The organism is Burkholderia sp. 22PA0099, assembly GCF_047497165.1.
Taxonomy (GTDB): Bacteria; Pseudomonadota; Gammaproteobacteria; order Burkholderiales; family Burkholderiaceae; genus Burkholderia.
Map to the genome: position 1 here is coordinate 3,313,526 of NZ_CP163165.1, position 24,008 is coordinate 3,337,533.

The 24,008-nt window shown below is 55.4% G+C and carries 13 protein-coding genes and 2 pseudogenes; 4 read left to right on the forward strand and 11 right to left on the reverse strand.

Features of this window, described 5'->3' with window-relative positions:
- Positions 1 to 98: 98 nt before the first annotated feature.
- Positions 99 to 1,070 carry a LysR family transcriptional regulator gene (locus AB4851_RS30110; RefSeq protein ID WP_414450013.1) on the forward strand — a complete coding sequence of 324 codons (972 nt, stop codon included), beginning with the start codon at positions 99 to 101 and terminating at the stop codon, positions 1,068 to 1,070.
- 3 nt (positions 1,071 to 1,073) lie between these two features.
- On the opposite strand, the gene AB4851_RS30115 is transcribed toward AB4851_RS30110, so the two are convergent.
- The 3 genes from AB4851_RS30115 to AB4851_RS30125 all read right to left on the reverse strand — a co-directional run bounded on the left by AB4851_RS30115 (position 1,074) and on the right by AB4851_RS30125 (position 3,232).
- On the reverse strand, positions 1,074 to 1,706 hold the full coding sequence (locus AB4851_RS30115; protein ID WP_414450014.1) for an NAD(P)H-binding protein: 633 nt from the start codon (positions 1,704 to 1,706) through the stop codon (positions 1,074 to 1,076).
- Between the two features lie 34 nt (positions 1,707 to 1,740).
- Complete coding sequence (locus AB4851_RS30120) at positions 1,741 to 2,325, reverse strand: YceI family protein (RefSeq protein ID WP_414450015.1); 585 nt, start codon at positions 2,323 to 2,325, stop codon at positions 1,741 to 1,743.
- Positions 2,326 to 2,401: 76 nt separating this feature from the next.
- Positions 2,402 to 3,232 carry an oxidoreductase gene (locus AB4851_RS30125; RefSeq protein WP_414450016.1) on the reverse strand — a complete coding sequence of 277 codons (831 nt, stop codon included), beginning with the start codon at positions 3,230 to 3,232 and terminating at the stop codon, positions 2,402 to 2,404.
- A gap of 281 nt (positions 3,233 to 3,513) precedes the next feature.
- Here AB4851_RS30125 and AB4851_RS30130 point away from each other — a divergent pair, with 281 nt between their 5' ends.
- From AB4851_RS30130 to AB4851_RS30140, 3 genes are all read left to right on the forward strand, one after another.
- On the forward strand, positions 3,514 to 4,107 hold the full coding sequence (locus tag AB4851_RS30130) for a TetR/AcrR family transcriptional regulator (RefSeq protein WP_414450017.1): 594 nt from the start codon (positions 3,514 to 3,516) through the stop codon (positions 4,105 to 4,107).
- 190 nt (positions 4,108 to 4,297) lie between these two features.
- Positions 4,298 to 4,423, forward strand: coding sequence for a hypothetical protein (locus tag AB4851_RS30135; RefSeq protein ID WP_414450018.1), 126 nt, complete (start codon positions 4,298 to 4,300; stop codon positions 4,421 to 4,423).
- 133 nt (positions 4,424 to 4,556) lie between these two features.
- Positions 4,557 to 5,609 carry a GGDEF domain-containing protein gene (locus AB4851_RS30140; RefSeq protein WP_414450019.1) on the forward strand — a complete coding sequence of 351 codons (1,053 nt, stop codon included), beginning with the start codon at positions 4,557 to 4,559 and terminating at the stop codon, positions 5,607 to 5,609.
- A 368-nt stretch (positions 5,610 to 5,977) separates the two neighbouring features.
- Here AB4851_RS30140 and AB4851_RS30145 read toward each other — a convergent pair.
- The 8 genes and pseudogenes from AB4851_RS30145 to AB4851_RS30180 all read right to left on the reverse strand — a co-directional run.
- Positions 5,978 to 6,253 (reverse strand): annotated as a pseudogene (locus tag AB4851_RS30145) (IS3 family transposase); the annotation flags it as partial.
- A gap of 25 nt (positions 6,254 to 6,278) precedes the next feature.
- Positions 6,279 to 7,386: pseudogene (locus tag AB4851_RS30150) on the reverse strand (IS3 family transposase).
- A gap of 117 nt (positions 7,387 to 7,503) precedes the next feature.
- Complete coding sequence (locus tag AB4851_RS30155) at positions 7,504 to 7,881, reverse strand: DUF6984 family protein (protein WP_414450020.1); 378 nt, start codon at positions 7,879 to 7,881, stop codon at positions 7,504 to 7,506.
- Between the two features lie 17 nt (positions 7,882 to 7,898).
- Positions 7,899 to 13,046: an RHS repeat-associated core domain-containing protein gene (locus AB4851_RS30160; protein WP_414450021.1), complete on the reverse strand. Its 5,148-nt coding sequence runs from the start codon at positions 13,044 to 13,046 to the stop codon at positions 7,899 to 7,901.
- A 309-nt stretch (positions 13,047 to 13,355) separates the two neighbouring features.
- Positions 13,356 to 21,581, reverse strand: coding sequence for an IPT/TIG domain-containing protein (locus AB4851_RS30165; RefSeq protein ID WP_414450022.1), 8,226 nt, complete (start codon positions 21,579 to 21,581; stop codon positions 13,356 to 13,358).
- Between the two features lie 263 nt (positions 21,582 to 21,844).
- Positions 21,845 to 22,960 carry a cytochrome-c peroxidase gene (locus AB4851_RS30170; protein ID WP_414450023.1) on the reverse strand — a complete coding sequence of 372 codons (1,116 nt, stop codon included), beginning with the start codon at positions 22,958 to 22,960 and terminating at the stop codon, positions 21,845 to 21,847.
- Positions 22,957 to 23,589, reverse strand: a complete 633-nt coding sequence (locus tag AB4851_RS30175) for a type II secretion system protein (RefSeq protein WP_414450024.1) — start codon at positions 23,587 to 23,589, stop codon at positions 22,957 to 22,959. The genes AB4851_RS30170 and AB4851_RS30175 overlap by 4 nt, the downstream gene beginning before the upstream one ends.
- The gene (locus AB4851_RS30180) at positions 23,586 to 24,005 is read right to left on the reverse strand and encodes a prepilin-type N-terminal cleavage/methylation domain-containing protein (RefSeq protein WP_414450025.1); all 420 of its coding nucleotides are present in this window, start codon (positions 24,003 to 24,005) and stop codon (positions 23,586 to 23,588) included. The genes AB4851_RS30175 and AB4851_RS30180 overlap by 4 nt, the downstream gene beginning before the upstream one ends.
- Positions 24,006 to 24,008 lie beyond the last annotated feature (3 nt).

Here is a 24,008-nt window from a genome sequence, read left to right on the forward strand (position 1 = left end):
TGTGGAGAGCGCATTGTCAAAGCACTAGCCGTGTACGTGTTGATCCATTATCAAGTTAAAGTTGACACTGCCCGCCGATATCTTTCAGGAAGCATCCCATGTCCCTCATCGACTTTCGCGCCATCGAGACCTTTTCGAAGGCGATCGAACTCGGCAGCATCCGGCGCGCTGCCGCCGCGCAAGGCATCAGTCCGCAAGCCGCGAGCCAGTCGCTCGCGAACCTCGAGGAACGCCTCGGCGTGCGCCTGCTCCATCGAACGACCCGCAGCATTGCATTGACCTACGAAGGGCAGCAGTTCCTCGAGGCCGCTCAACCGGCGTTGATGGCATTGGAACGTGTGGTCGATCGGATTCGCACCGCCAAGGACGAGATTGCCGGCCCGCTGCGCATCGTCGCGCCCCGATACGCGTTCCTGCCGCTGCTGTGGCCCCTGGTCGACGCGTTTTGTCGCCGGCATCCCGACGTCGAGCCGGACATCAAACTCGACGACCGCATCGGCAACTGGGTGCAGGACCGGGCCGATGTCGGCTTCCGGATTGGCTCGGCGCCCGAGGATGGCGTGGCCGTTCGCCGGCTGTTCGCCATGCAGTTGATTGTTTGTGCGGCCCCTGCTTACCTGGCGAGGCACGGCGCGCCCGATTCGATCGAGCAACTGGCCTCGCACCGATGCAGCGTGTTCCGGCACCCCGGAAGCGGTCGCGTGCTGCCCTGGCTTCTCAAGGTGGGTGGGGAAGTGATCTCCCATGACCTCTCCCCTACGCTCTCGACCAACGACGCCCAGCTCGAGACCGAAGCGGTGCTCGCCGGTCATGTCATCGGCTTGTTGTCCGGGTTGTCGGCGGCGCCGTTGATTCGTTCGGGGCAGTTGGTGCCGCTGCTGGTGGACCATGTCACGGACCACATGGGCGTTCACGTCTACTACGGCAGCCGGACGGCGCAGCCGTCACGCGTTCGTGCGTTTGTCGATCTGACCGTGGAGCGGCTGGCCGGGTCGAAGGAATATGTCCTGGATGCAAGGGAACTGGCCACGCTGGAAGCGAAAGGCCGCAGGAAATCGGGGCGACGATGAGATTCAGTTCATCGCTTCCGCATGAATCCAACGACAGCCCACCTTTGCCGCGATGACGGCATCGAGCAACGAAGCCGCGATCGCCTCCGCTGGATTGACCCGAAGTTTTTTCGGCAGGATCGGGGCGAGCAGTCGAAACAGTGTCAGCGCGGCTTGCTCGGCACGCCTTGCTTCATGTCGCTCCCCGCCAATCAGGCTGGGGCGGCAGATCGTGAGCGATTGGAACCCGATGTTCCGGATGTCTCGCTCGACCTCGCCTTTGGTCCGGTAGTAGAAGCTCATGGAATTCGCCGATGCGCCCATGGCGGTGACAATCGCGTAGGTCTTCACACCAGCCGCATACGCGGCTTCGCCGATTGCAACGGGCAGTGCGTGGTCGACATGACGAAACGCCTGCTTCGAACCGGCCTTTGCCTGGGTCGTTCCCAATGCGCAGATCACCGCGTCAGGCCGATGCGACATGAGCGTTGGAACCAGCGCCTCCAGGTGCGGCCCGACCGGGTTCAGCAGTTTGTCATGCGGTGTCAGCGCTTGCCGGGTTGGCGCAATCACCTCGGAAAACGCCGGGTTGGCCAGCGCCAGCTTCAAGGTTCGGCTTCCCACCAATCCTGTCGCGCCCAGCAGCAGCAGTTTCATCTTCGGTCCCTCCCGGTCGGCAAGCATCGCCGGATTATTGCTTGATTCCCTCGAAGTTGATGGTGACGCGCACCTCATCGCCCACCTCGGGCACATAGGCCTTCATGCCGAAATCGGAACGTTTGATCGTCGTGGTTGCGGTAAAGCCGGCCTTGTAGACGTTCGTTCCGTTCGTATCCTGCGCCCGTCGATTGAACGTGGTCTTGAGGACCAGCGGCCTGGTGATCCCGAGCAAGGTGAAGTCGCCCTGGATGTCCGCCGTCTTGGCGCTCGTCATCTCGATGTGCGTGCTCTTGAACGTCATTGTTGAAAACCGTGCGACGTTGAAGAACATCGGCCCCTGCAACACCTTGTCGCGCGCGGCAAAGCCCGTGTCGACGCTGTCCGCGCCCAGGGTCACCGCGACCGTGCTGTGTTCCGGCTTCGCCGTGTCCAGCAGCAGCGTGCCTTCAAGCTCGTGAACCGAGCCTGTGATGGTCGAGAAGCCGAGATGGTCGATCGTGAAGATCGCCTGCGTATGGGCCGGGTCGAGGGCATAGGTGTCGGCCGCGAACGCGGAAGCAAACGGCGCGGCGCTGATCAGGGCCGCCGCAAAAAGCGGCTTGAGCGAGAGGGTCATGGCGGTGGATCGTTTCAATGAATTGGAATTCGGAACGGCGTTCAAGGCTTCGATCGAACGTTCCGGAACGGCTTGATTACGCGTGCTGCGTGCCTTGCGCCGAGTTGGATACGGCTTCCCATTTGTCCCAGTTGCCGAGGCGCGCCTGGTAGGCCGCCTTGAACTTCGCGATCGTCGTCGAGCCGAGCACCAGGCGAAGCGGAGGTTCATCCGCGTCCACGGCTTTGAAGATCGCCGCGGCGGTGGCCGCCGGATCGCCAAAATCCTCGGGTTTGAACGACGAGCGTATGGCCTGGCGGATGGGGTTGTAGACGTCGATGGCCGGCGGGGATTGCACCGCTGCGCGAAACCCGGTGGTGAAGTGGCCTGGTTCCAGGATCGTGACTTTGATACCGAATTCAGCCACTTCGGCCGCGAGTGCTTCCGAGATGGCCTCGACGGCAAATTTGGTGGCGGTGTACGTGCCCCCCGTCGGGAAAGCGATCACGCCGCCGATGCTCGACACCGTCAGGAGATGCCCGCTGCGCTGTGCCCGCAAGATCGGCAGCGCGGCCTGAATGACCCATAGCGTGCCAAACACATTGGTGTCGAAGCTGGCTTTGGCCTGCTCGGCTTCCAACTCCTCGATGGCGCCCATGTAGCCATAGCCGGCGTTGCTGACGATGACGTCCAGACGCCCGAAATGCCGATGTGCCTGACCGACCGCTGCAAACACCGCATCGCGATTCGTCACGTCGAGCGGCAGCACCAGAATCGCATTGCCATGAGCCTTGACGAGCTCATCGAGCGCCCCCACGTCGCGTGCCGTGGCAACCACCCTATCGCCGCGTTGCAGCGCAGCCTCCGCCCAGACACGGCCAAATCCGCTCGATGTCCCCGTGATGAACCAAACCTTCGACGACGCCATGTTATCGACTCCCCAACAAATTTGCACTCAGTGCAATATATGCACTGAGTGCAAATTCGTCAAGGGCAATCGACCCTCCGAGGAAAGGCGTCCGGGCGTGGCGACGCGCTTCGGACGTCAGTGGCGTTCGTGCGGCCTGGCGGCCGTCGTTGCGACACCTGTTCGTTCGTCAGCGATCCGCGCCAGAGCGGCGGGGGGTGGCTACGGCATAATCCGGTGGGCGGAAAGCTCACGTACCGATTAGACAATGCCGTATCTCGGCGGCTGTCAGAGTGACAACGATGATTGACATAGAGAACACCCAGAACGACCTGCGTGAACGCAAGCGTCAGTTGACCCTCGATCTGATCGCCCGAACGGGGCTCAGGCTCTTCGTGGAAAACGGCTACGAGGCGACGACGCTCGATGCCATTGCGGCGGCATCGGGCATCTCGCGGCGCACGTTCTTCTCCTATTTGAAGTCGAAAGAGGATGTCCTGCTGGCGCATGAGAGCGGCAATATCCCGCGCCTTCTGCGCCCGACTTTCCTGGAGCAATCACCGAAGCAGCGGCCGATCGACGCCGCCCGGAAGACCTTCCTGATCCTGGCCTCAATGTATGAGACCAAGGAATCCGTCATGGCGGATCGCATCTTGCGGTCGATTGAAACGCTTCGGCTACGCAAGGAAGCGCTTCACGTTCAGTTGGAGGAGGTGCTGGCCGAGGCGATGTACGAACGATGGCCCGACCCGGCCCGGCGGCCGGCCTTGCGCCTGACCGCGATGATGGCGATGGGTACGCTCAGGTTCGCCAAGGAGAACTGGCGGCGCGATGAAGCGGCACATCCGTTGACACACTACATCGACGAGGCGTTCGATCTTCTCGCTGAGCAGTGAAGGCGTGCTCCGAACTCGGCGAATCTCGGTAGCCAGGATGCCCAGACTGGTGTGTTGATCAGCGGCGGACATTGGTCGCCGATCAAGCAATCGGCTGAACGACATTCCCCGTGTGACCTCCCCCCGACCAATCGGCTCGTTACGCCGTCATTCCTGTGGCACCCGAGAGAGTACCGATCGGAGGCTAACCATGAAAGAAATCACGGTTGAAATCGTCAAATCAATTAGCGATAAGGAATTCGACGAGTTGTGCCATGCCTTGATCGCCCCCGATCCCGAACGCGATGGCAACATGCGCGGCACCGACAGTGACTGACCTCCTCCCGACTGGCCGGGCACCTGGCTTTCGTGCAAAGCGTATCGAAGCCGCCTTCCCTGCACGGGCCGCTGCCATTCAAGGCAGCGCCGTACCGGCCGATAAAATATTTTCACGGTATTGAACGACCACAATGAGCCACGAAGAGAAAGACCCGGCCGGCAGCCCGCTTCAAGCTGCATTTCTGCGCCACGAAGAAAGCCTTGCATCGCCCGGAAGCCAGCCCGGCGAGGACAACCCCGCCGTGTATCGCACGCTGCTCGAGTCGACCCGGGCGATCCCCTGGAAGATCGACTGGGCGACGATGCAGTTCGCGTACATCGGCCCGCAGATCGAAAAGCTGCTCGGCTACGCGCCGTCCACGTGGAAAACGGTGGAGGACTGGGCCGCGCGCATGCATCCGGAAGACCGCGACGCCGTGGTGAATTTTTGCGTCGCGCAGTCGCAAGCGGGCGCGGATCACGAGGCGGACTATCGCGCGCTGACCGCGGACGGCGGCTACGTATGGATTCGCGACGTGGTTCACGTCGTGCGCAAGGAAAATGGTGAGGTTGACGCGCTGATCGGCTTCATGTTCGACATCAGCGAACGCAAGCGTACCGAGGAAAAAGTCGCGGAACTCCAGCGCGAACTGGAGCGGCTCTCGTTGTCCGACAGCTTGACCGGGATCGGCAACCGTCGCATGTTCGACACGGTCGTGGCGCGCGAATGGGCAAGCGCCGCGACATCGAGAAAACCGCTCTCGCTGGTGATGATCGACATCGATTTCTTCAAGTCGTACAACGATTATTACGGCCACCTGCAAGGCGACGCATGCCTGAAGCGCCTGGCGCGCGTGCTCGGCGAAGCCGCCGGCCCGAACGCGTTCCTGGGCCGGTTTGGTGGCGAAGAATTTACGCTCGTGCTCGCCGACACCCACGCCGATGATGCCGTGCGTATCGCGGAGCGCTGCCGCACGCTGATCGCGGAGGAATCCATCGCGCATCTGCGCTCGCCGCACCAGCAGCGCGTCACCGCGAGCTTCGGGGTCGCCACCGTGGTGCCGACCGAAAACATCGACGTCACGGCGTTCATCAACCTGGCGGATGCGCAGCTTTATCAGGCCAAGGATCAGGGGCGCAACCGCATCGCGGCGGTGGATCGGGCAGGGATCGGTGGAGAAGGGTTCAAGCTTCAGTCGCGTTGACGATCTCGTCGAGTGTGTCGTGCACGTTCAAAAATACGGAATGCGGCCGCAATAAAAAACCCGTGAAGCCTGATGCTTTCACGGGTTTCTGAACTTCATCGATGCACATCGAACTGCGATCTGGTGCGGGGACCGGAATAGAACAAACTCGCCTATCCTTTATCACATAACGATAAGAGAATTTTCCAAACTCAACATGCCCCCAAATATGCCCCCATCTTCAGCGGAAACTCTGGTTTAATTACCCAGCCCCGAGTGAGTGTTCCAACAGCACTGGGCCTGGACTGCCGAGGGAATGCTAGACGCGATTTGTCTATGACTCTGATCCCACGCGGACAAAAGTGGACTGACCAGAGTTTCATGGACACTCACAAACCGTTTAGCGCGTAGCGCCGCTCAAACTCTACGGGTGACAGGTCGCCGGCGGAACCATGCCGGCGAATCGGGTTGTAGAACATCTCAATGTAATCGAACACGTCCGAGAGAGCTGCTGTCCTGTTCGGGTAGATGCGCCGCTTGACCCGCTCCTTCTTCAACGCGCTGAAAAAGCTTTCGGCAACGGCGTTATCGTGGCAATTTCCGCGACGACTCATGCTCGGGACCATATGGTGAGCCCTCAAGAATGACTGCCAGTCATCGCTGGTTGATCTCCCACGACTAGCCGAGCGCCTAGACTTGGAGGTTTCCGGCCTTAAGGTGTGCGAGCCTGAACTCGCACGGCGTCAGATGGCCCAGCGAACTGTGCGGTCTGAATTCGTTGTAATCCTGCCGCCAGTGCTCGATCTTTTCCCGGGCGTCGTCCAGTGACAAGAACCAATGCACGTTCAAACATTCGTCCCGCAAGCTACCGTTGAACGATTCGATGAACGGATTATCCGTGGGTTTGCCAGGGCGTGAGAAGTCCAAGGTCACACCGTTTTCATACGCCCGGTGATCCACAATGCATGCGAGATGAACTCGCTGCCGTTATCGACCTATATCCGTTTTGGTGTGCCATGAAGCGATTTCAGATGGTTCATCGTAGCGACGACATCGGCTGCCTTCAAGGCGTAATCGTCCGTGATCGCCACGCTCTCCCGACTAAAATTATCGACCACAGTTAAGGCGCGGATTTTTTGCCCGTTGAACAGCTGATCGGCCACGAAGTCCATGCTCCAGCACGTGTTGACGGTAGAGATTTCCGGCCGCTCCATGCGGTGCGCGGCTGCCACGCGCCGGCGTGGCCGCTTACGCCGCAAATTCAGCTTTTCCTCGCAGTAGATCCGATACGTCTTCTTGTGATTGATTAGCCAGCCTTCGCGTCGCAACAAGACGTGGATGCGCTCTACACCATATCGAATCCGGGTTTCGGCAATGTCCCGGATGCGCTGGCGTTCGGCGCGGTCGTCACGTGGATGAGGCTGATAAAAATACGTGGCCTGACGCAACTGCAATACGGCCGTCGCTCGCCGGATGCTCACGCGATGGGCCTGGATCAAGAAGTCAGCCAGCGCGCGTTTGCGCGCCGGCTTCATAGCTTTTTTTGCACCACCTCTTGCCGCATCTACTTGTCCAGGCTGAGGTCGGCCACCATGCGCTTGAGTCGGGCATTTTCCTCGTCCAGTTGCTTCAGGCGCCGTAGCTCGGACACGCCGAGACCACCATACTTCTGTTTCCAGTTGTAGAAGGTGGCCTCCGAAATACCCATCTTCCGGCGCACTTCCGTGACCGTGGTGCCCAGTTCGGCCTGTTTCAACGCGAAGGCAATCTGCTCTTCTGTGTACCTCGATTTCTTCATGCAAACCTCCCGCCCGTCAGGGCTTCAAATTTGCCTGAAATCTCCAGTCTTCGCCGCTACGGTTTTTCGGGAGGAGGTCAAAGCTTTCAATCAAGTGCAGCAGCATCTCAAGATACTCTATATCGGGTTTCGCAGTGAAATTGATAAAGAATCAGCCTGTATCTTCCGCTGAGGAGGGGATCCATCATCTTTATAAACCTCAAGTTGCTCTAATTTTCCATCCTTTAAAAACAAAAGTACATTGATGTAGGGCCCGCATCCGGAGATCGTATCTACATCTTCCTGCTGCGCAGTAACAAGAGGCCCCGTATAGGCACCATATGTCGATGCAATATTCGTGCGAATTTCAAGTGAACCCATATCATCCAGCGAACGAACTTGGCATGAATTTATTTGCATATCCAAAGCAGACTTCCCTGACGAAATTTTTTCAATCATCGCCTTTAACAGAATGACCTCAAAATCTTGCGGACTTCTAAATTCCAATTTTTTCATCACGCTCTCCTTACCACTTAAAGAGGGTAGTGCGTCCCAATATTGAAACGACCATTCCCCAGAGGAAAAACTCGATACTCGTAATTATCCGATCTCCCCCAAAATGGACCACCAATATTGTTCGGATCCGGCATGTTATTTAATATTTCATTTCGCGCTGATTCTTGATCATCCGGCGGAACATGTCGGTCACCGTGCCCCCAAACAAATTGAACATTAATAATATTCGGGTTATTTGAGTTATTTGGATTGTTAGGTGCACACATTCCCGCTGAAGGCGTAGGGCCGCCAAGCCCTGCTTCACCGCCATCTCCAGCCCCTGCGTCCAACCCCATTGGATCATTAAAATTAATTGGATCGTCCAAAGCGTAAGCATATAGATTCGCTCCATCGACAAATCCGTATGGATCCTGCGAAGCAAAGCGCCCCAGACCAATCAGCAAATACCGAGCCCTTACATAAAGGAGTCCATCTCCATCATTTTCGCGCCCGATGAATTGATAGGGATTATCCGAAACAGATCCATTGTAGGCAACATCACCGAACGCAGAATAATTATATTTCGTTTGCGTTGCACCGCTCTCGTCAAGCAGTCCTACAACGCTTCCCAAAGCATCTTGCATGAAGGAGCGCACTCCGGCCGAGCTACTTCTTTGAAAATATTCATCCAATTTAACGCCAGCCAGGACACTACTTATACCCGTGATGGCATTATTTTCCTGAACCACTTGTAACCCATCATACATAAATCGCGTCTGGGACCCATTGACAAATTTCGCCACTCGCCGACCGAATATATCGTATTGATATTGAGCGACATTATTTCCACTCACCGCAACAGACGACAGCCTATTTCTCTCATTCCAACCATAAGACGCCGCACCATTACTCGCAATATTCCCATTTGCGTCGTATTCAACAGTACCGCCATTGATACTTGCGAGCACGCTGTTCGGACCTTTTGTTGCCGAAAAACTCGACGGCATGAGTGCATTAGACGGCATCGATTCGTTGATACTGGATCGACGACCTACGCTGTCATATAAATAATTTATTTCATCAATTACACCGGAGGCATTTGAATACTTAATTTTGAGCAACTGACCCGCCAGATCGTAGTTATACGAAACGGCTATACCATTAGACATTGCCAGTCCGATTCTAAAGTTAGCCGCATTATAGGCAAACCCAATCGAACTAATTCCTTGGCTAATTTTCGTTAGACGATTCGCTGCGTCCCATTGATATGTAACCGCAGCTTGTCCGTTGACCGTAGCCGTATCACGCAGTCCGTTGGCGTAATACGTGTACGCGATCGTACCGTTTGGCGTAACCTCCTGAGTTAATTTATCGAAATCATCGTAAGTGCGAGTAATTGTTCCGTAAGCAGAGTCATTAACCACTGTAAGTCGATTCGCTGCATCCCAAGTATTCTGAACATTACTCAACGAGGTGGTGGCATTACAGTTTGATGCACCAAACCCTATCGTATAGAGGCGCTTTACGCCGTCGTAAGCGAGGATGCTTGCCTCACCTCTTCTATCCACAATACAAACTTTGTTGTCGCTCGCATCATATTCATAACTTTCGGACTTTCCGTTCTCATCTTTCTCAGAAATTAATCGCTCCTTTTCATCATACGCGAACAACCAAGCACCTCCCATTGGGCTCACAATTGATTTGACATTACCAAAATAGTCGTATGTCTTGTATGTTACATTTCCTGCTGGGTCCGTCGTAGAAATAACGTGATCCAAGGTATCATATGCGGCTCGATACGAATTTCCTTTTGGATCTTGTGCCTGCACTGCGCGGCCGACGGAGTCGTATGTCAAGGTCACCGCTCGACCGAGGCTATCCGACACTGACGTCAAATCAGCCCCAGAATATGTCCGTGCGATCGTCATTGTCCCTCCATCGACAGTAACCGATCGAGCCGTTTCACGCCCCTCCTGATCTCGCAAAAAAACAACATGATTGCCGTTGCTATCAGTAGACGCAACCACATCGCCTTGATTATTTAACGTGAGCGATATGGAATTTCCAATAGGATCCGTTGCTTTAACAATCTGGTTGTAGGTGGAATCGTATTGGTAACTCCAATGCCTGGCTTGAGCAGTACCGGACATATTGGTTATAGACGTAACATTCCCCATATTGTCATATTGGTACGAGGTATTTCTCCCCAGTGCATCTACAATCGAAACCACACGATTAGTGGCAATATCCCGAGTGTATGTAATGGCCTGTTGCTCTGGTCTACCTAGAGCCACAACTTCGCTCGTCGCATAGCCGGAGGAATTAAAAGAAATCTGCTGTTTAACCCCCCTCGGGTCAGTCACGATGGTTTGATAGGAATTACTAGAGGCATTAAAATCGTACGAAAATCCCTCTGCAGAGCCGTCGGCATAAGATTGCCTCACGACCCTACCACTAGCGTCAAATGTGTTTTGAAATTCCAAATTACGATTTTTGTTAGTTCCCGCCAGCATTTCATTTGCACTATCGTAAGTGTACGATTCTGCATGCCCTGCTGGGTCTATGACTTGAGTTAGACGGCTGAGTTGATCGTACTGATATTGGACTTTCCTTCCAAGATCATCTGATACGGACGTCATGCGATCCAATCCATCGTAGGTAAAATACAAATGGCGACCATTTGGTGAAATAACCTGAGTCAAGTTTGCATATTGATCTCTCTGGAGTTGAACGGTATTTCCATGGCGGTCCTGAATCAAAGTTAAGGCACCTTGTCTCGGATTAGTCGTACCTTCTGCCTCAGGAAATCCATAAATCGTGCCATCTTTAAGAGTGACGCACCAATATGCATTGAAACCTGATGGACAAGGGCCGTGCAAGTACCCGCCCAACGTCGCACCATAAAACTGACTGCTCGCTGTGTTTTTAGCAACCAACGGATAAAACCCAGCTTCACCTTCGGTAAAATCTATATGACTTCCATTTGGCAACACAAGGCTCATCTTTGACCACCCAGATTGCACATCACGCACGAGGAACATGTCGTACGAAAGGGTCGTCCCAATTCCAAAACTACGTGCAACGTTATCTCTCGTCCTATAGGTACGTGTAACTTCCAACGGAATCACATCAGCCACCCGTAAGTCAGTTCGATTTAGCGTAAAGATACCGGTATAGGCGTCAACCGGGTCTCCTACATTGCACCCCCCACAAGGTGGCTGTGCGTCACTCGGTTCCTCAGGCTCCCCACCCACCATCGCTCCGGTAAACTCGTAAATTACGATGCCAGGATCCGGGACAATCTGCGTTCCATCCGCGCTGACAGTGCCTTTACCATATACGTACCAACCCTTACCCGTCGGATCGTAGTTCCAGAAGTCGATGCGCGCATTAGGTTGCTCATGATTGAAATTCGGGTAGATTAGTTGTGCACCCTGGGCACGCAGCGATGACATCGCCTGCAAATGCGCGCCACCCGGCTGAATTGTGAAATAAACAGGCACTGAGATCGGCGGAAGGGGAAACGGTGGCTGATCAACCGGAATCGCACTCATCGTCAGCTTCGTGACGATATTTCCTTTATCGTCACGAATAACCGTGCCAGCAGGAATCTTGAGCTCAAGCCCGGGAATCGCCGGATTCGAGATGTCCGTCTCACCGGTTGTCGGCGACGGGATTGTGATGACATGGTTCGTGTCGAGCGGAGTCATCCAGATCACGAACGGCAACGCGTTCACTTTGCCGGGAGTCACGCTCATGCCGTACTCGAAACGACCATACTGTCGCTTGCCGTGGTTTGCAGACGAACCATCAATGATCAGATCCTGCTGCCCCGACGGCACGTCATCCAGAATGAACTCCCCGTTGTCATCGGTCACAACGGTCTTTGATCCAATCGAAAGCGATGCTCCCCGCAGGGGCTTGCCATTGAGCTTGAGTACCTGCCCCTCTACCGCGGTCACCCCAGCTCGCACCATTGACGAACTATGGGGCGCTTGCTTCTTGAGCGCCCCATACCTGCCATAAAGCGCTGCAAAGATCTCCGGATTCTTCGGCATGGTACGCAGAGCGAGATGACTCTTGCCGTTGGTCCAACGACCATGTCGGTGCTTGGCGCCTGGGCTCCAGCTGTCGTCATCCGATGGCGTATCAGCACTCGGGTCAGAAGCTGTCGAGGCTGACGCCGCAGCATCGATTTGAGCGACGGACGCACTTGAGGCACCGCTTGACGAATCCGGCAATGCCGTAACCGAACCACTGCCTGCGCCTGTTCCACCACTCGCGACGCCGCCACCGTTATTCAATGACTGAGTCGTAAAAGCGATGGTCGTGAATGGCAGCGCGTTTCCGGCGGCATCTTTCGCATCTTTGACGAACAGCGTGTAGTGCGTAGCAGGAAGCAATTGCACTTTAGGCACGAAGAATGCCAGGATGCCGTCGTCAGTAGCGGTAACACTGCCTTCCACCGCCCCTTGCGGGCCAACCAGCGTCACTGTTTTGACATTAAGGCTGGAAGGATCAAGAGGTTTATTGAACAGGAGAGACAAGCGAGCCGAAACAGCAACGTCTGTAGCACCTGCTGTAGGCAGCGCGGACTGCACTGCCGGCGACACGGCCTCATATGATTGCGCGGGAATAGCGCCGGGATCCGAGGCAGGATCAATGAATCCATTCTGGGTCACATCAAAGAGCTCTGCCGAGCCCAGTGCTCGACCGTGCGCACCACTACCGCCCTGTACCATGACGTCACCGCTCGGCAACAGTGCAGCTTGTGCATCGGAGCGTCCGGTTTTCAACTTCGGTGCTGTGCTGCTCACCTTGAGATCAGTCGCATCAAGTAGTTCCGACTGTGCTAACACATTTCCATGTGCATCCACACCGCCCGCGATCAGCAACCGACCATCCGCCATCACCGTCACAGTCTGATGACTGCGAGCAACAAGACCGATGTCACCCAAGTTGGTGAAGACCCGCGTCTGCAGATTCAATCGCTCTGCAGCCATCACCGGCAAACCTGAGCCGTCTATGCCCCCAATCACCAAGACCGATCCATCAGGCAATACAACGGCTGCCTGATAAATTCGGGCAACATTCAGATTCGATCCTAGTGGCGTAGAACTACCGTCTGCAGCAACAACAGAAGCCGTTGCTGTTGGCTGGCCATCGCCTCCAACACCCCCAAGCACGAGCCATCGCCCATCTGGCAGTCGAGTAACACTTGCCCCTTTTGCGGTACCCGGCACTGAGGACGGAAACAGCGCAGCGTACGACGCCTTCGTACTCCTGGCGTTGCTCGAAAGCGCTGACGCAGGCGTAGGCGCCCCGACATAAGCAAGGCTGGACAGCGCGAGCGCGCAGCCCAGCATTCCCCCGATTCGCTTCATCTTGGTTCGAATCATTTTTTACCCGATCTTGTTTTCGCTGTTACTTGCCCAGCTTCGGCTAATCCCCGGTGCCAGCTGGACAGTCGTTAAATCGTATTTCTAAAACTACATCTACAAAACGGACATGCTGCCGACAAACACGCGCTTCGCTGCTGCGACAAGCAACTCGCGTGTGTTCCGTTTCGCTCTCCCGTTGCGCTCCACGTGAAGTAGGCCAGTCACTAGCAACCTGTTATCCAAAGACGCGGTACTGGCTTGGGAGAACATGATCTGTAAGCTGCCTGGCCAACTGCCCGGCTGAACACGCACGACGTAATTTCCTGACTGCGGCAATGACGGAAGCACCAACTGCTGAGTTCCATCCTTCGCGATGCTAGATGACGCCAGCTGAGAACCATCCGGGTTGTAGACAACAACGGTTGCGGCTCCAGCGAAACTGTCGCCCGACAGCGACAACGTCAATCCGGTCTGCCCTTGGGTCCCAGTGAAGCTATAAGCAGCCTGCTGGCCGACAACCGACGACGAACTGATTTGGCCCGGCCCGTTCAGCGTCAAGCTACCTGTAACGTCTGCAAGCAGTTGCATATTAAAAGCGACTGGGGTATCCGACGTTGTACTGATCGTTACCGTATAGGTGTCATTCGCAGGCAGCGGCGGAATTGCAAATCCAGTATCCGCCGTTGCCGTAAAGCTCCCGACAGTCTGCCCGCTCGAATTAGTGACCGTGAACAATACTGCACCGCCGGATGACGTCGAAACGTTAGTTGCACTGAGACCTAATAACTGGCCTTGAGAACCCGTAAAGGAATACGACACGGCAGAAGATGCAGCCACACGCACAGCGGCAGCGCTCCCGGGGGAGAGGGTTCCATTGGCTGTCGCTGGCGCGTTCAGTGTCGTGGAGATACTCACTTGGGTAGACACAGGTGAACTGCCAAATTCAGAAGCAAGACGCAAGACATACTTACCATCCTTTGGCAAGGATGGCAGATTGATTTGCGTATTACCGGCGTAACTTGACGAGGTCAGGGAATTCCCCTCCGGACTAATCAAAGATACATAGAGGCCCTGCGGCCATCCCGCATACGTACCGTTATTGAGAGTAACCGTATAGTTCTGCCCAGCCAGGCCAGAGAACGTGTAGCTACCGTTCAGACCAAGTGGGTTATTCGCATACGTCACCGAGGGACCATTGACTTGTAGCTCACCACTTGTATCTGGAACAAGCAACATATTTAGATTGGCGGAAGCAATGCCCGCCGTGAGCGTGAGCGTGTAGGTTCCGGTTGCAGGCAATGTCGGAAGACCGTAGCTAGATGCTCCAGAAGTCGAATAAGACTGCAATACCGTGCCGCTCGAGTTGACAAGTGTGTATGTCACACTTTGTCCACTCGGTGCAGTGGCAATGTTGGTAAGCCCCAGGCCAAGATTTTCACCCTGAGTCCCATTGAACGTGTACGACAACGTCTGGCCTGTTGCCAAACTTACGGCAACGGGTACGGCGCTAGGCGTAATCGCAGTCGTTGCATTTTGAACGACACCAAACGATGCACTACCGCTACTCGGGCCCGTCGGGATAGCGCGAATCAAATAGTTCCCACTTGATGGCAGCGGCGGCAGGCTGATCTGTGCATTACCGAAATAATACGTACCCGTAAGGAAACTCCCGTCTGGCGTGTAGATATAGACATACATGCTTTCAGGCCAACCCGGGAACGTGTCATTCGTCAGCAAGACCGAATAACTCTTCCCTGCAACCCCTGCAAACGTGTACGACCCGTTCAGCCCGAATGGGGTATTCGACAAGGACGTAGACGCACCGTTGACGCTCAGTGTTGCAGCGACATCGGGAACAAGCGTCATGCTCAAGCTCGCCGACGCAATTCCCGCGGTCATTGTCAAGGTATAGGTATCGTCCACCGGCAACACGGGCAACGCATAGCTCCAGGAACCTGACGTCGAGTAAGACAGCAACTGCGTCCCACTCGAATTCAAAAGAGCGAATGTCACGTTCTGCCCGGACGGCATGGTTCCGATATTGGACAGGCCCAGGCCGAGTGCCTGTCCTCTTGCTCCGCTGAACGTGTACGACACCGTCTGGCCAGCAGCGAGGTTCACCGAAATCGAATTCGGACCCGGCGTAATGGCAGTCGTCTGATTTTGAGCAATGCTGAGAGACACGCTTCCCGCACGGCTCGTGTACGGCATGACACGTATCCGATAGTTTCCGCTGACCGGTAGCGGCGGCAAAGCAATCTGCGCGTTGCCAGAGTACGCCGCGCCGCTCAACAGACTTCCATCGGGGGTGTAGATGTTGACCGTCAAACTCTGCCAGTCGTAGAACGTATCGTTGCTCAATGCAATCGAGTAGCTCTGTCCAGCAACCCCCGAAAAGGTGTAGGAGCCATTCAATCCGAGCGGACTATCTGCGAATGTGACTGGAGTTCCGTTGGTATCGAGCGTTGCTGTCGTGTCAGGAACAACCACGACATCCACTTCGGCGGATGCCGAACCAGCCGAGAGTGCAAGCGTATAAGTATCGTTCGCCGGCAGAATCGGAAGATTAAACTCCCATGCATGACTGACAGAGATGTAGTCAGTACTCAGTACTGTTCCACTGGAGTTAGTCAGCGTGTACGTCATCTGCGCCCCTCCTGGCGTCGTCGCGCTATTCATGAAGCCGACCCCAAGCGCATCACCCTGATTACCCGAGAACGAGTAGTACAACGTCTGGCCTGCAGTCAACGAAACATGGAACGGCGTTGCGCTCGGCGTAATTGCAGTCGCACCAACACCGCTAGTTGAATTCCCCGTGGATGTGACAGTAGTAATCAAGCTACCGGAAGCTCCCATCGTCGGCACGAGGCGTAACGTGTACGCGCCATCGACTGGAGCTCCCGACAAGGCAAGCTGGTGGTCCCCATCGTTTGCCCAGACGATAACTTGCTGCCAGAGCGTCCCATCAGGCTTGTAGGCATAGGCATCAATTCGATCCGGATGACTGTCCCCCGTAAAGGAGACCACGTAGTTACCACCCGCGGTGCCAAGGAACGAGTACGTCATGTTCTGTCCAACAACACTGGAGACGAAGGTCTGAGAGGTGCCGAGCGCGAGCGTACCGACTTGATCGGGTGTCAATTGAAGATTAAAGCTGGCAGCCGAGCCTCCTGCATTGAACGTAAGCGTGTACGTTCCGTCCTGAGGAAGCACAGGCAACGCCACCCCTCCATCCCCTGTCGCCCCGAAAGTCCACAATTGCTCACCATCCGGGCCAATCAAGGTCAGCGCGAGCTTCGTCCCCGGCGAGTTGAACGCAAGATTGGTCAAGCCAACGCCAAACAACGCACCCTTCGAGCCGTTAAATGTGTAGCCCAACGTCTGGCCTGCAGCGAGATTGACCGCCTGTGCGTTTTGACCAGGTTCGATCGTAGAAGTCGATGTCGCGCCTAAACCAACAGTCACGGCACCACTACTACCAACATCCGGCACCAAGCGAACGGTATAGGTACCGCTCACGGGCGCATTGGTTAGATCGATCTGGGCGACCAGCCAATACGGATACAGCGTATGTTGTACCCACAGGCTTCCGTCTGGCTTATAGACGGAGTAGGTCATCAAGTCCGGATGAGTATCACCGGTGAGCGCAAGCGAATAGCTTTGCCCCGCAGTGGCAGCAAAGGTATAAGTGGCATTCTGCCCGACCGTTGTCGATGTGAAAGTGCTCGGCGCTTCGTTGACAGCGAACGGCGCAATTTGATCTTGAGTCAATTGCAGGTTGTATGTCGCCGCAGATCCCCCTCCGCTAAATACCAGCGAATACGTTCCGGAAACGGACAGCACTGGCAGCCCGAAACCCGCATCAGACGAGGCCTTGCCACTCCAGAGATTTTCTCCATCAGGGCCAAGCAGCGTGACAGAGATACTTGCATTTCCAGGCACCGTGGAGAAATTGGATATGCCCACCCCAAGCGACTGACCCTGCGAGCCATTGAATGTATAGGTCAGATCCTGCCCCGCCGCCATATTGACAGCGACAGCCGATCCTCCTGGTGTCAATCCTGAAGTGATGCTCTTTCCGATACCAATGGAAAGGCTGCCAGAGCCACCCACGGCCGGAACTACACGGACAACGTATGTCCCATCCGTCGGGACGCTGGAGAGCTCAAGTTCGACGGTTCCCCAGTACGGCCAAAGATTGTATTGTTGCCACTGACTGCCATCCGGCTTGTAGACGAACACATTCACATAGTCAGGATGAGTGTCGCCGGTCAGTGACACCGCGTAGCTTCCTCCCGCCGTTGCGCTAAACGTGTAAGTTGCGTTCTGCCCGACCTCATTCGAGACAAAGGTAGCCGTCGCGCCATTGACTGCGAAGACAGATGATTGATCTTGCGTCAATTGGACGTTGAATGTAGCCGCAGCCGCACCAGGGTTCATCGACAGCGTGTAGATTCCACTTGCCGGCAAATACGGAAGTGCAAAGCCAGCCGTGCCAGACGTACTGTTGGTCCACAATTGCATGCCATCGGCACCGTAGAGCGTCAACGTGACTGCGCCATTCACCGGATTCGTCGAGAGGCTAGACAAACCTACACCAAGTGCCTCCCCCTGCGTACCACTGAACGTGTAGTTTGCTGTCTGCCCAGATGCGAGGTTCATCGCAATAGGGGCGGCTCCTGGAGTAATTGCCCCCGTCACAGACTGTGCAACACCGACCGACAAGCTTCCGCTTGTACCGCTCCCAGGCACTGTACGAATCAGGTAAGTCCCGCTCGCAGGCGCATTGCCCAAGTCAACCTCCGCTGCTGACCACGGCCAGAGGCTGTACTGCATGAGAATCGCACCATCGGGCTTATAGATCTGCACGTTCACGTAGTCTGAATGCGAGTTGCTCGACAATGAGACCGCATAGCGCTGGCCGGCTGTCGCCGAGAACGAGTACGTCGCGTTCTGCCCCATGATGGTCGAATTGAATTGCGAAACTGCACCATTGACCTGCAGCGAAGCAGCCACATCGTCGGTGAAGTAAAGATCAAAGGTCCCAGCACCCGAGCCGGCTGAGAGAGTGAGCTTATAAGTGTCCGTAGCCGGCAGGGGTGGAATCGCAAAGCTAGCTCCGTAATATGTGTTGCCAGACCAAACCTGGACCCCACTCGAATTCGAGATTGCAAGGTTGACCAAACTGTTGGGATTGAGCGCTATGTTTGCCAATCCAACACCCAACATCTCTCCCTGCGAACCGTTGAACGTGTACATCAACGATTGGCCACCTTGAATTACCACGTTGTTAGGCGCACTTCCAGGTGTCAAAGAGCCAGCTGACACCGTTTGCATAATGCCGACCGACAAACCTCCGGTCGCTCCTGTGTCCGGCGTAAAACGTACCGAATACGTCCCCGAAACAGGAGCGCTAGGCAACGTGTAATACGCCGGCAACGTCGACGGATAGTTTGGATTAGTCGAGTTCAGACTGGTCCATCGCGTTCCGTCGGGCAGATAAACATTGATACCCATATTCCCGGCGAACGTATCCGTTGGCACCGCCAGCGTATACGTTTGGCCAGCAGCTACCGCAAAGCTGTAGGACGCGTTTTGCCCAACTGCGGTGGTCGAAAAAGTAGAGTTGGCCGAATTCACCGCCAACGTCCCAGTTTGATCTGGCAACAGTGTGAGATCAAAGCTGGTTGTACCCGCCCCGGCCGTAATCGCTACTGTATAGGTGTCGGTCTTCGAGAGCATCGGCATGGCGTAACCAGTCGTCCCTGAAACCGAGAACGACGACACGCTGGAACCACTCGAGTTCGTAACTACGACATTAGCGCCAGGCCCTGAAAAATTGGTAAATCCGAGGCCGGCGTATTCCCCTTGCGTGCCACTGAACGTGTAAGCGACCGTCTGGCCGTTCGTTGCATTGACAGTAGTCGGGCTGCCCACACTCAGCGCTCCGATCACGTTGTTACCAATAGTGGTCGAACCTGACGCAGCCAGCGAAACAGAAATACTGTCGGGTTGTGCATCCCATCCGTTTGGAACAACGCGAATCAAATAGTTAGCGTTGGCGATCGCCGGAGTGAGTGATATCTGCCCAGTATCACCGGTGACAATACCAATCGAGGTATTGAGCGTTCCATCCGGGTTATACAAAGCAGCAGACGTCGTCGCCACAATCGTGTTGGCGCCGAAAGAGATGACATAATTTTGGCCCGCTTGAGCAGGAAACGTGAACGCACCGTTCTGCCCAACCGTGCCCGTCGTCAGCACAGACGGTGTCCCGTCCGACGAGAGCGTTGCGGCCTGATCGGAGACTAGATTAATGACAAAGCTAGCCCCATTGTTACCCGCACTCACCGACAGTGAATATGTGTCTGTGACGGGGAGTGCCGGCAGCGGACAAGACGATGCGTTGATGTGGCTCTTATCCGTCAACACCACGGTACAACTGTTAAGAGTTACACCACTCGAATCGTAAAGCGTCACCGTCAAAGGCTGCCCGGTTGGGATGGTCGAATAGTTCGTCAGCCCAACCCCGAGCAGTTGTCCTTGCGTTCCTGAGAAGCTATACGTAGCCGTCTGCCCAGGGGTTATCGCTCCCGTAACCGGTCCTGCATCGATGGATAACGTACTGGATGCATTGGGAGATAAAGCAAGTGACAGTGTTCCGAGTCCAGGCCCGGTCGGCACAATCCGGACAGTGTAAGTACCACTTAGAGGCGTATTAGGCAGACTCAATTGCGAGGACCTTGACCAAGAGTACACCGTCCCTTGCATCCACTGCACGCCGTCGGGCCGAATAACGTAGATATTGACTGATTGAGCAAACGTGTTGCCCAAGAATGTGAGCGAATAACTTTGGCCCGCGACACCCTGAAAGGTATCGGAAGCATTCAGCCCAATTGTCGTGGGTGAAAAATCAACGAGTGATCCGTCAATCGGTAGCGCCCCGTTTTGATCTACAGTCAGTCGGAGGTTGAACGACGCAGAAGCCGTACCGGGATTTACGGTTAACGTGTAGGTATCGCTAGCAGGCAACGTAGGCAGAGCCCACCCACCAGGCGACGAAGCGACTGCAGACCAAATCTGGGTTTTGTTAGAGTCAAGCAAGGCGAGACTCACACCACCGCCAGTCGGTGACATCGTAATCAAGCTAATGCCGATGCCGAGGTTCTGACCTTTCACCCCGTTAAAGGAGTAGACAGCACTTTGCCCCGTAACAAGATTGACTGCTGCCGCGCCGCCACCGGGCACGAGCGAAGCCGATCCTGTCAATTGCAGCAAAGTCGACTGCAAGACACCCCCAATCAACGCCCCCGGAATAACCCGGACCCGGTACGTGCCACCAGAGAGCGCTCCAAGATTGAGTTGAGCCGGAACGGTAGTTGATGTAACGGTGGAAGACGTAACCACGTTCCCGTTCGGGTCATAAACAAAGACGGTTGTGTTCCCTGCGATGCTATCCGAACCCAGCGTCAAGGCCAGATCACTTTCTCCGTTACTCGCTGCAAACGTATACTGCACTGCTGGATTACCTACCGTCGCAGAATACGAATTTGAGGCGTTGGCCGTGAGCAAACCTCCAACCATATCGGGCACGATCTGAACCGATCCTCCCGTCGTACCCGTGGATTCAGATAACGTCAGCGTGTATGTCCCGGTAGCCGGTAGCAACGGGAGCGTGCACATCATCGTAGACGTCACGCTGCTGCAACTAGCCAGCGAAGCACCATTAGGCTGAGTCACTGTCGCTTGAACCGTGCCTCCAGTTGCTAGGCCGCTCACGGTCAACGTGACCCCGTCTCCGGCATTGCCGGCGAACGTGATGGTGGCCGGGGAACCAGGGGCCGCGTTCACAGGAACTGCGGCGCCACCCGCACCGAGAAGAGAACCAACAATGAAATTGCTCTGGCTTGTTGCAGAACCTGTGCTGTCGCTAACAACGATCGGTCCGGTCACCGCGCCTGCCGGTACGGATACAACAAGCTGACTATTCGTTGCTGACACAACTTGCGAAGAAACTCCGCCAATCGTAACGGAATTATTTGAGGCGGTAGCATCAAACCCAGCGCCCGATATGGTTACCAGCGTTCCCACAGGGCCCGTAATCGGTGCGAAGGTCGTGATGGCAATCGAACCAGACGACACCTGCTGGACGCCTAGAAGATTACCGGCTGCGTCGTACTGATACTGAACAGCTGCCCCATTGTCATCAGTTGCCTGCACAAGCCGACCAGAAAGATCGTAAGCGAACTGGACGGCGGCCTGACTGGGTAAAGAAAAGATCGAGCTGTATGCCAGAACAGCAAACATTAAGGCCACGACGCGCAACAACACACCAGACATCGCGCCTGATCGTGCTCCACGGCTCCAACACTTGTTGAATCTCTCGCAATTCCGATGTGTACGCGAGTCTTTCCCCGTCGATGCGATTAGCATCGCAACCCCTTGTTATCAGCAACGCATTTTCATTTTAATACCGTTTCCTTTTTTTGCCCTCGGAACGGTCTTATTTTTTACACACCCATGTTCGCGAAACTTTATCGTTGCGCCTACATGCAAGTCAAACTGTAAACAATTTATTAGTTGTACTTTGTAAACACCCTGCCTCATCTGGCGGTAAAACGTGTCGCGTAGGGGCTCGTGAGCGACCGCAAAAATGCCACGATATCGGCCCGCTCTAGCGGCGTCAGAATCATCGGATGCTGTGCCTCGGCACCGCGAAAATAGACTTCCATCTCAACGGCATCTTCGAGGGTTTTGACGCTTCCATCGTGCATGTATGGTGCGATAAGAGCGACATTGCGCAAGCTTGGCGTCTTGAATTTACCGATATCTGCCGGCTCCTTCGTTACGTTGAATCGACCAAGCTCTGCGACATCAGCATCGCTAATGATCAGCTTGTCCAATTCGTTGGGGTCGGCGGCGACGACTTTACGGGCGGTTCGGTCAAGCACACTCTCGATCTTTGAAAACCCGATTCCCAAAGTGTGAAATTCACCATCATTGAACGTGGCGCCGTCATGACCGATCGTGTGGCACGTGACACATTGCGCACGCCCTTGAAATAGCTGCAAACCCCGCTGCTCCGCTTCCGTCAATGCAGTCGTATCGCCGCCGTATTGAAAGCGATCGAATCTGGACCCGCCGGCGAGCAACGTCCGCTCGAAGCTCGCTAATGCGTGAGCAGCATCGGTCGCATCGGGTTTGTGGTTCACACCGAGAATACGCTCGAATGCTCGCTTATATTCAGGATCGTGTCTTATTAAACGGGTCAACGCATTCAGATCTCCAAGACCATGCTCACGAGGGTTGACAATCGGATCGAGCGCTTGCTGCTCTAGGGTTTTGCGGCGCCCATCCCAAAACTCGCTTGTCTCCAATGCGACATTCAACAAGCTCGGTGTCTTGCGCGACCCAATCTGAGCATCGACACCGATCGCCAGCGGACGCCCGTCGCTGAACGCACGCTCGGGCACATGACATGTTGCGCAACTGACCGTACCGTTCCTCGACAAGCGTTGATCAAAAAATAACCGCCTGCCAGTAGCGATTTCGACAGGTGACGCGAGCCGACTCAGCACTGCCGGAGGCAGTCCGAGCGCCCTGTCATCCCTCACCTGGCGATCCTCCGCGACTGCCCGAAACGACATCACACAAACCAGCAGCAACAATCCAATTGCGCCAATGCGAAGGCCGCAGAAAGCATCGGCTCGACCTGTCATTTTCCTAGCCCGAAAGACAACGCGCTTGCCGGCATCGCTCCGAACGCATTGTTTGCAGTCGATGCGGAACTTGCTGCGGACGCCGCAGCGCCCGCAATATTCGATGTTTGAAGTCCTCGGACCGGACTGCCGTCATCAGGGATCACAAGGTTCCACGGATACGTGAACACCCATTGACGGTATTCGGTTCGATCCTTCAAGCCGGCATCGATAAGATCAAAGTTGTCAACCTTGAAAGGTGCGGCATGCGAGAGCGAATAAACACCAACAATCTTCCCGCCGACCTTAACGAGACCCCATTCAGCCTTCCCTGTCATCGGGTCCACATAGACCTTGCGCAGAAAACGTCTGATGCCTGGAAACATCGGATCTCGCACCAGGCTATCCAGCGAGTCGGGATATGCCTGGCCATGCGCAACCACGTAACGACGAATCGCGTCTCTAAACTGATGTCCGATGAAAAGCAGCTCTCGTTCCTTGTCGCGCTTGAGCGACATGCCGTAGAGCGTAGACGCCGTCAGTAGTCCAAGCCCCATGACGAATACGAGAAGCATCACCCAAAGATAGGTAAATCCCGCTTCGCGTCGCAGAGCCTGCGCGCGCGTTGGTCGTTCACGCGAATGCTTCATAGCTCTGAGAATGATTGCCCGTCTTTCGTATCGCCAGCGGCACCGCTCTTGACGTCGAATATCCCTTCGATATTCGCATCAGGAGACGCGACCGTGACCCACGTGCTTTCGCTACGCGTGATCGGGTCCGGTGGTATAGCTGCGAGGTAGTGCTTCTGGACGAGCTCGTCGAGCGTGGCTGGATAGTGCCCGGTGTCCTGATAGAACTTGTCGAGCGACGATCGCATCACACGCAGGTCTTCCTTCATCACCGTCTCACGTGCACGGTCGAGACTATTGAAATAGCGAGGCAACGCGATGCTCGCCAACAACGCAACGATCGCCAATACCACAAGTAACTCGATCAACGTGAACCCACGGCTACGTTTCCGTAGCACGCTCGATCGTCTTCTGAAGCTCGTATCACCCATTAACATGTC

What these genes read in the sequence shown, in the direction of transcription:
- AB4851_RS30110 (WP_414450013.1), top strand. Translation starts at nt 99, where the DNA reads ATGTCCCTCATCGACTTTCGCGCCATCGAGACCTTTTCGAAGGCGATC.
- AB4851_RS30115 (WP_414450014.1), bottom strand. Translation starts at nt 1,706, where the DNA reads ATGAAACTGCTGCTGCTGGGCGCGACAGGATTGGTGGGAAGCCGAACC.
- AB4851_RS30120 (WP_414450015.1), bottom strand. Translation starts at nt 2,325, where the DNA reads ATGACCCTCTCGCTCAAGCCGCTTTTTGCGGCGGCCCTGATCAGCGCC.
- AB4851_RS30125 (WP_414450016.1), bottom strand. Translation starts at nt 3,232, where the DNA reads ATGGCGTCGTCGAAGGTTTGGTTCATCACGGGGACATCGAGCGGATTT.
- AB4851_RS30130 (WP_414450017.1), top strand. Translation starts at nt 3,514, where the DNA reads ATGATTGACATAGAGAACACCCAGAACGACCTGCGTGAACGCAAGCGT.
- AB4851_RS30135 (WP_414450018.1), top strand. Translation starts at nt 4,298, where the DNA reads ATGAAAGAAATCACGGTTGAAATCGTCAAATCAATTAGCGATAAGGAA.
- AB4851_RS30140 (WP_414450019.1), top strand. Translation starts at nt 4,557, where the DNA reads ATGAGCCACGAAGAGAAAGACCCGGCCGGCAGCCCGCTTCAAGCTGCA.
- AB4851_RS30155 (WP_414450020.1), bottom strand. Translation starts at nt 7,881, where the DNA reads ATGAAAAAATTGGAATTTAGAAGTCCGCAAGATTTTGAGGTCATTCTG.
- AB4851_RS30165 (WP_414450022.1), bottom strand. Translation starts at nt 21,581, where the DNA reads ATGTCTGGTGTGTTGTTGCGCGTCGTGGCCTTAATGTTTGCTGTTCTG.
- AB4851_RS30170 (WP_414450023.1), bottom strand. Translation starts at nt 22,960, where the DNA reads ATGACAGGTCGAGCCGATGCTTTCTGCGGCCTTCGCATTGGCGCAATT.
- AB4851_RS30175 (WP_414450024.1), bottom strand. Translation starts at nt 23,589, where the DNA reads ATGAAGCATTCGCGTGAACGACCAACGCGCGCGCAGGCTCTGCGACGC.
- AB4851_RS30180 (WP_414450025.1), bottom strand. Translation starts at nt 24,005, where the DNA reads ATGTTAATGGGTGATACGAGCTTCAGAAGACGATCGAGCGTGCTACGG.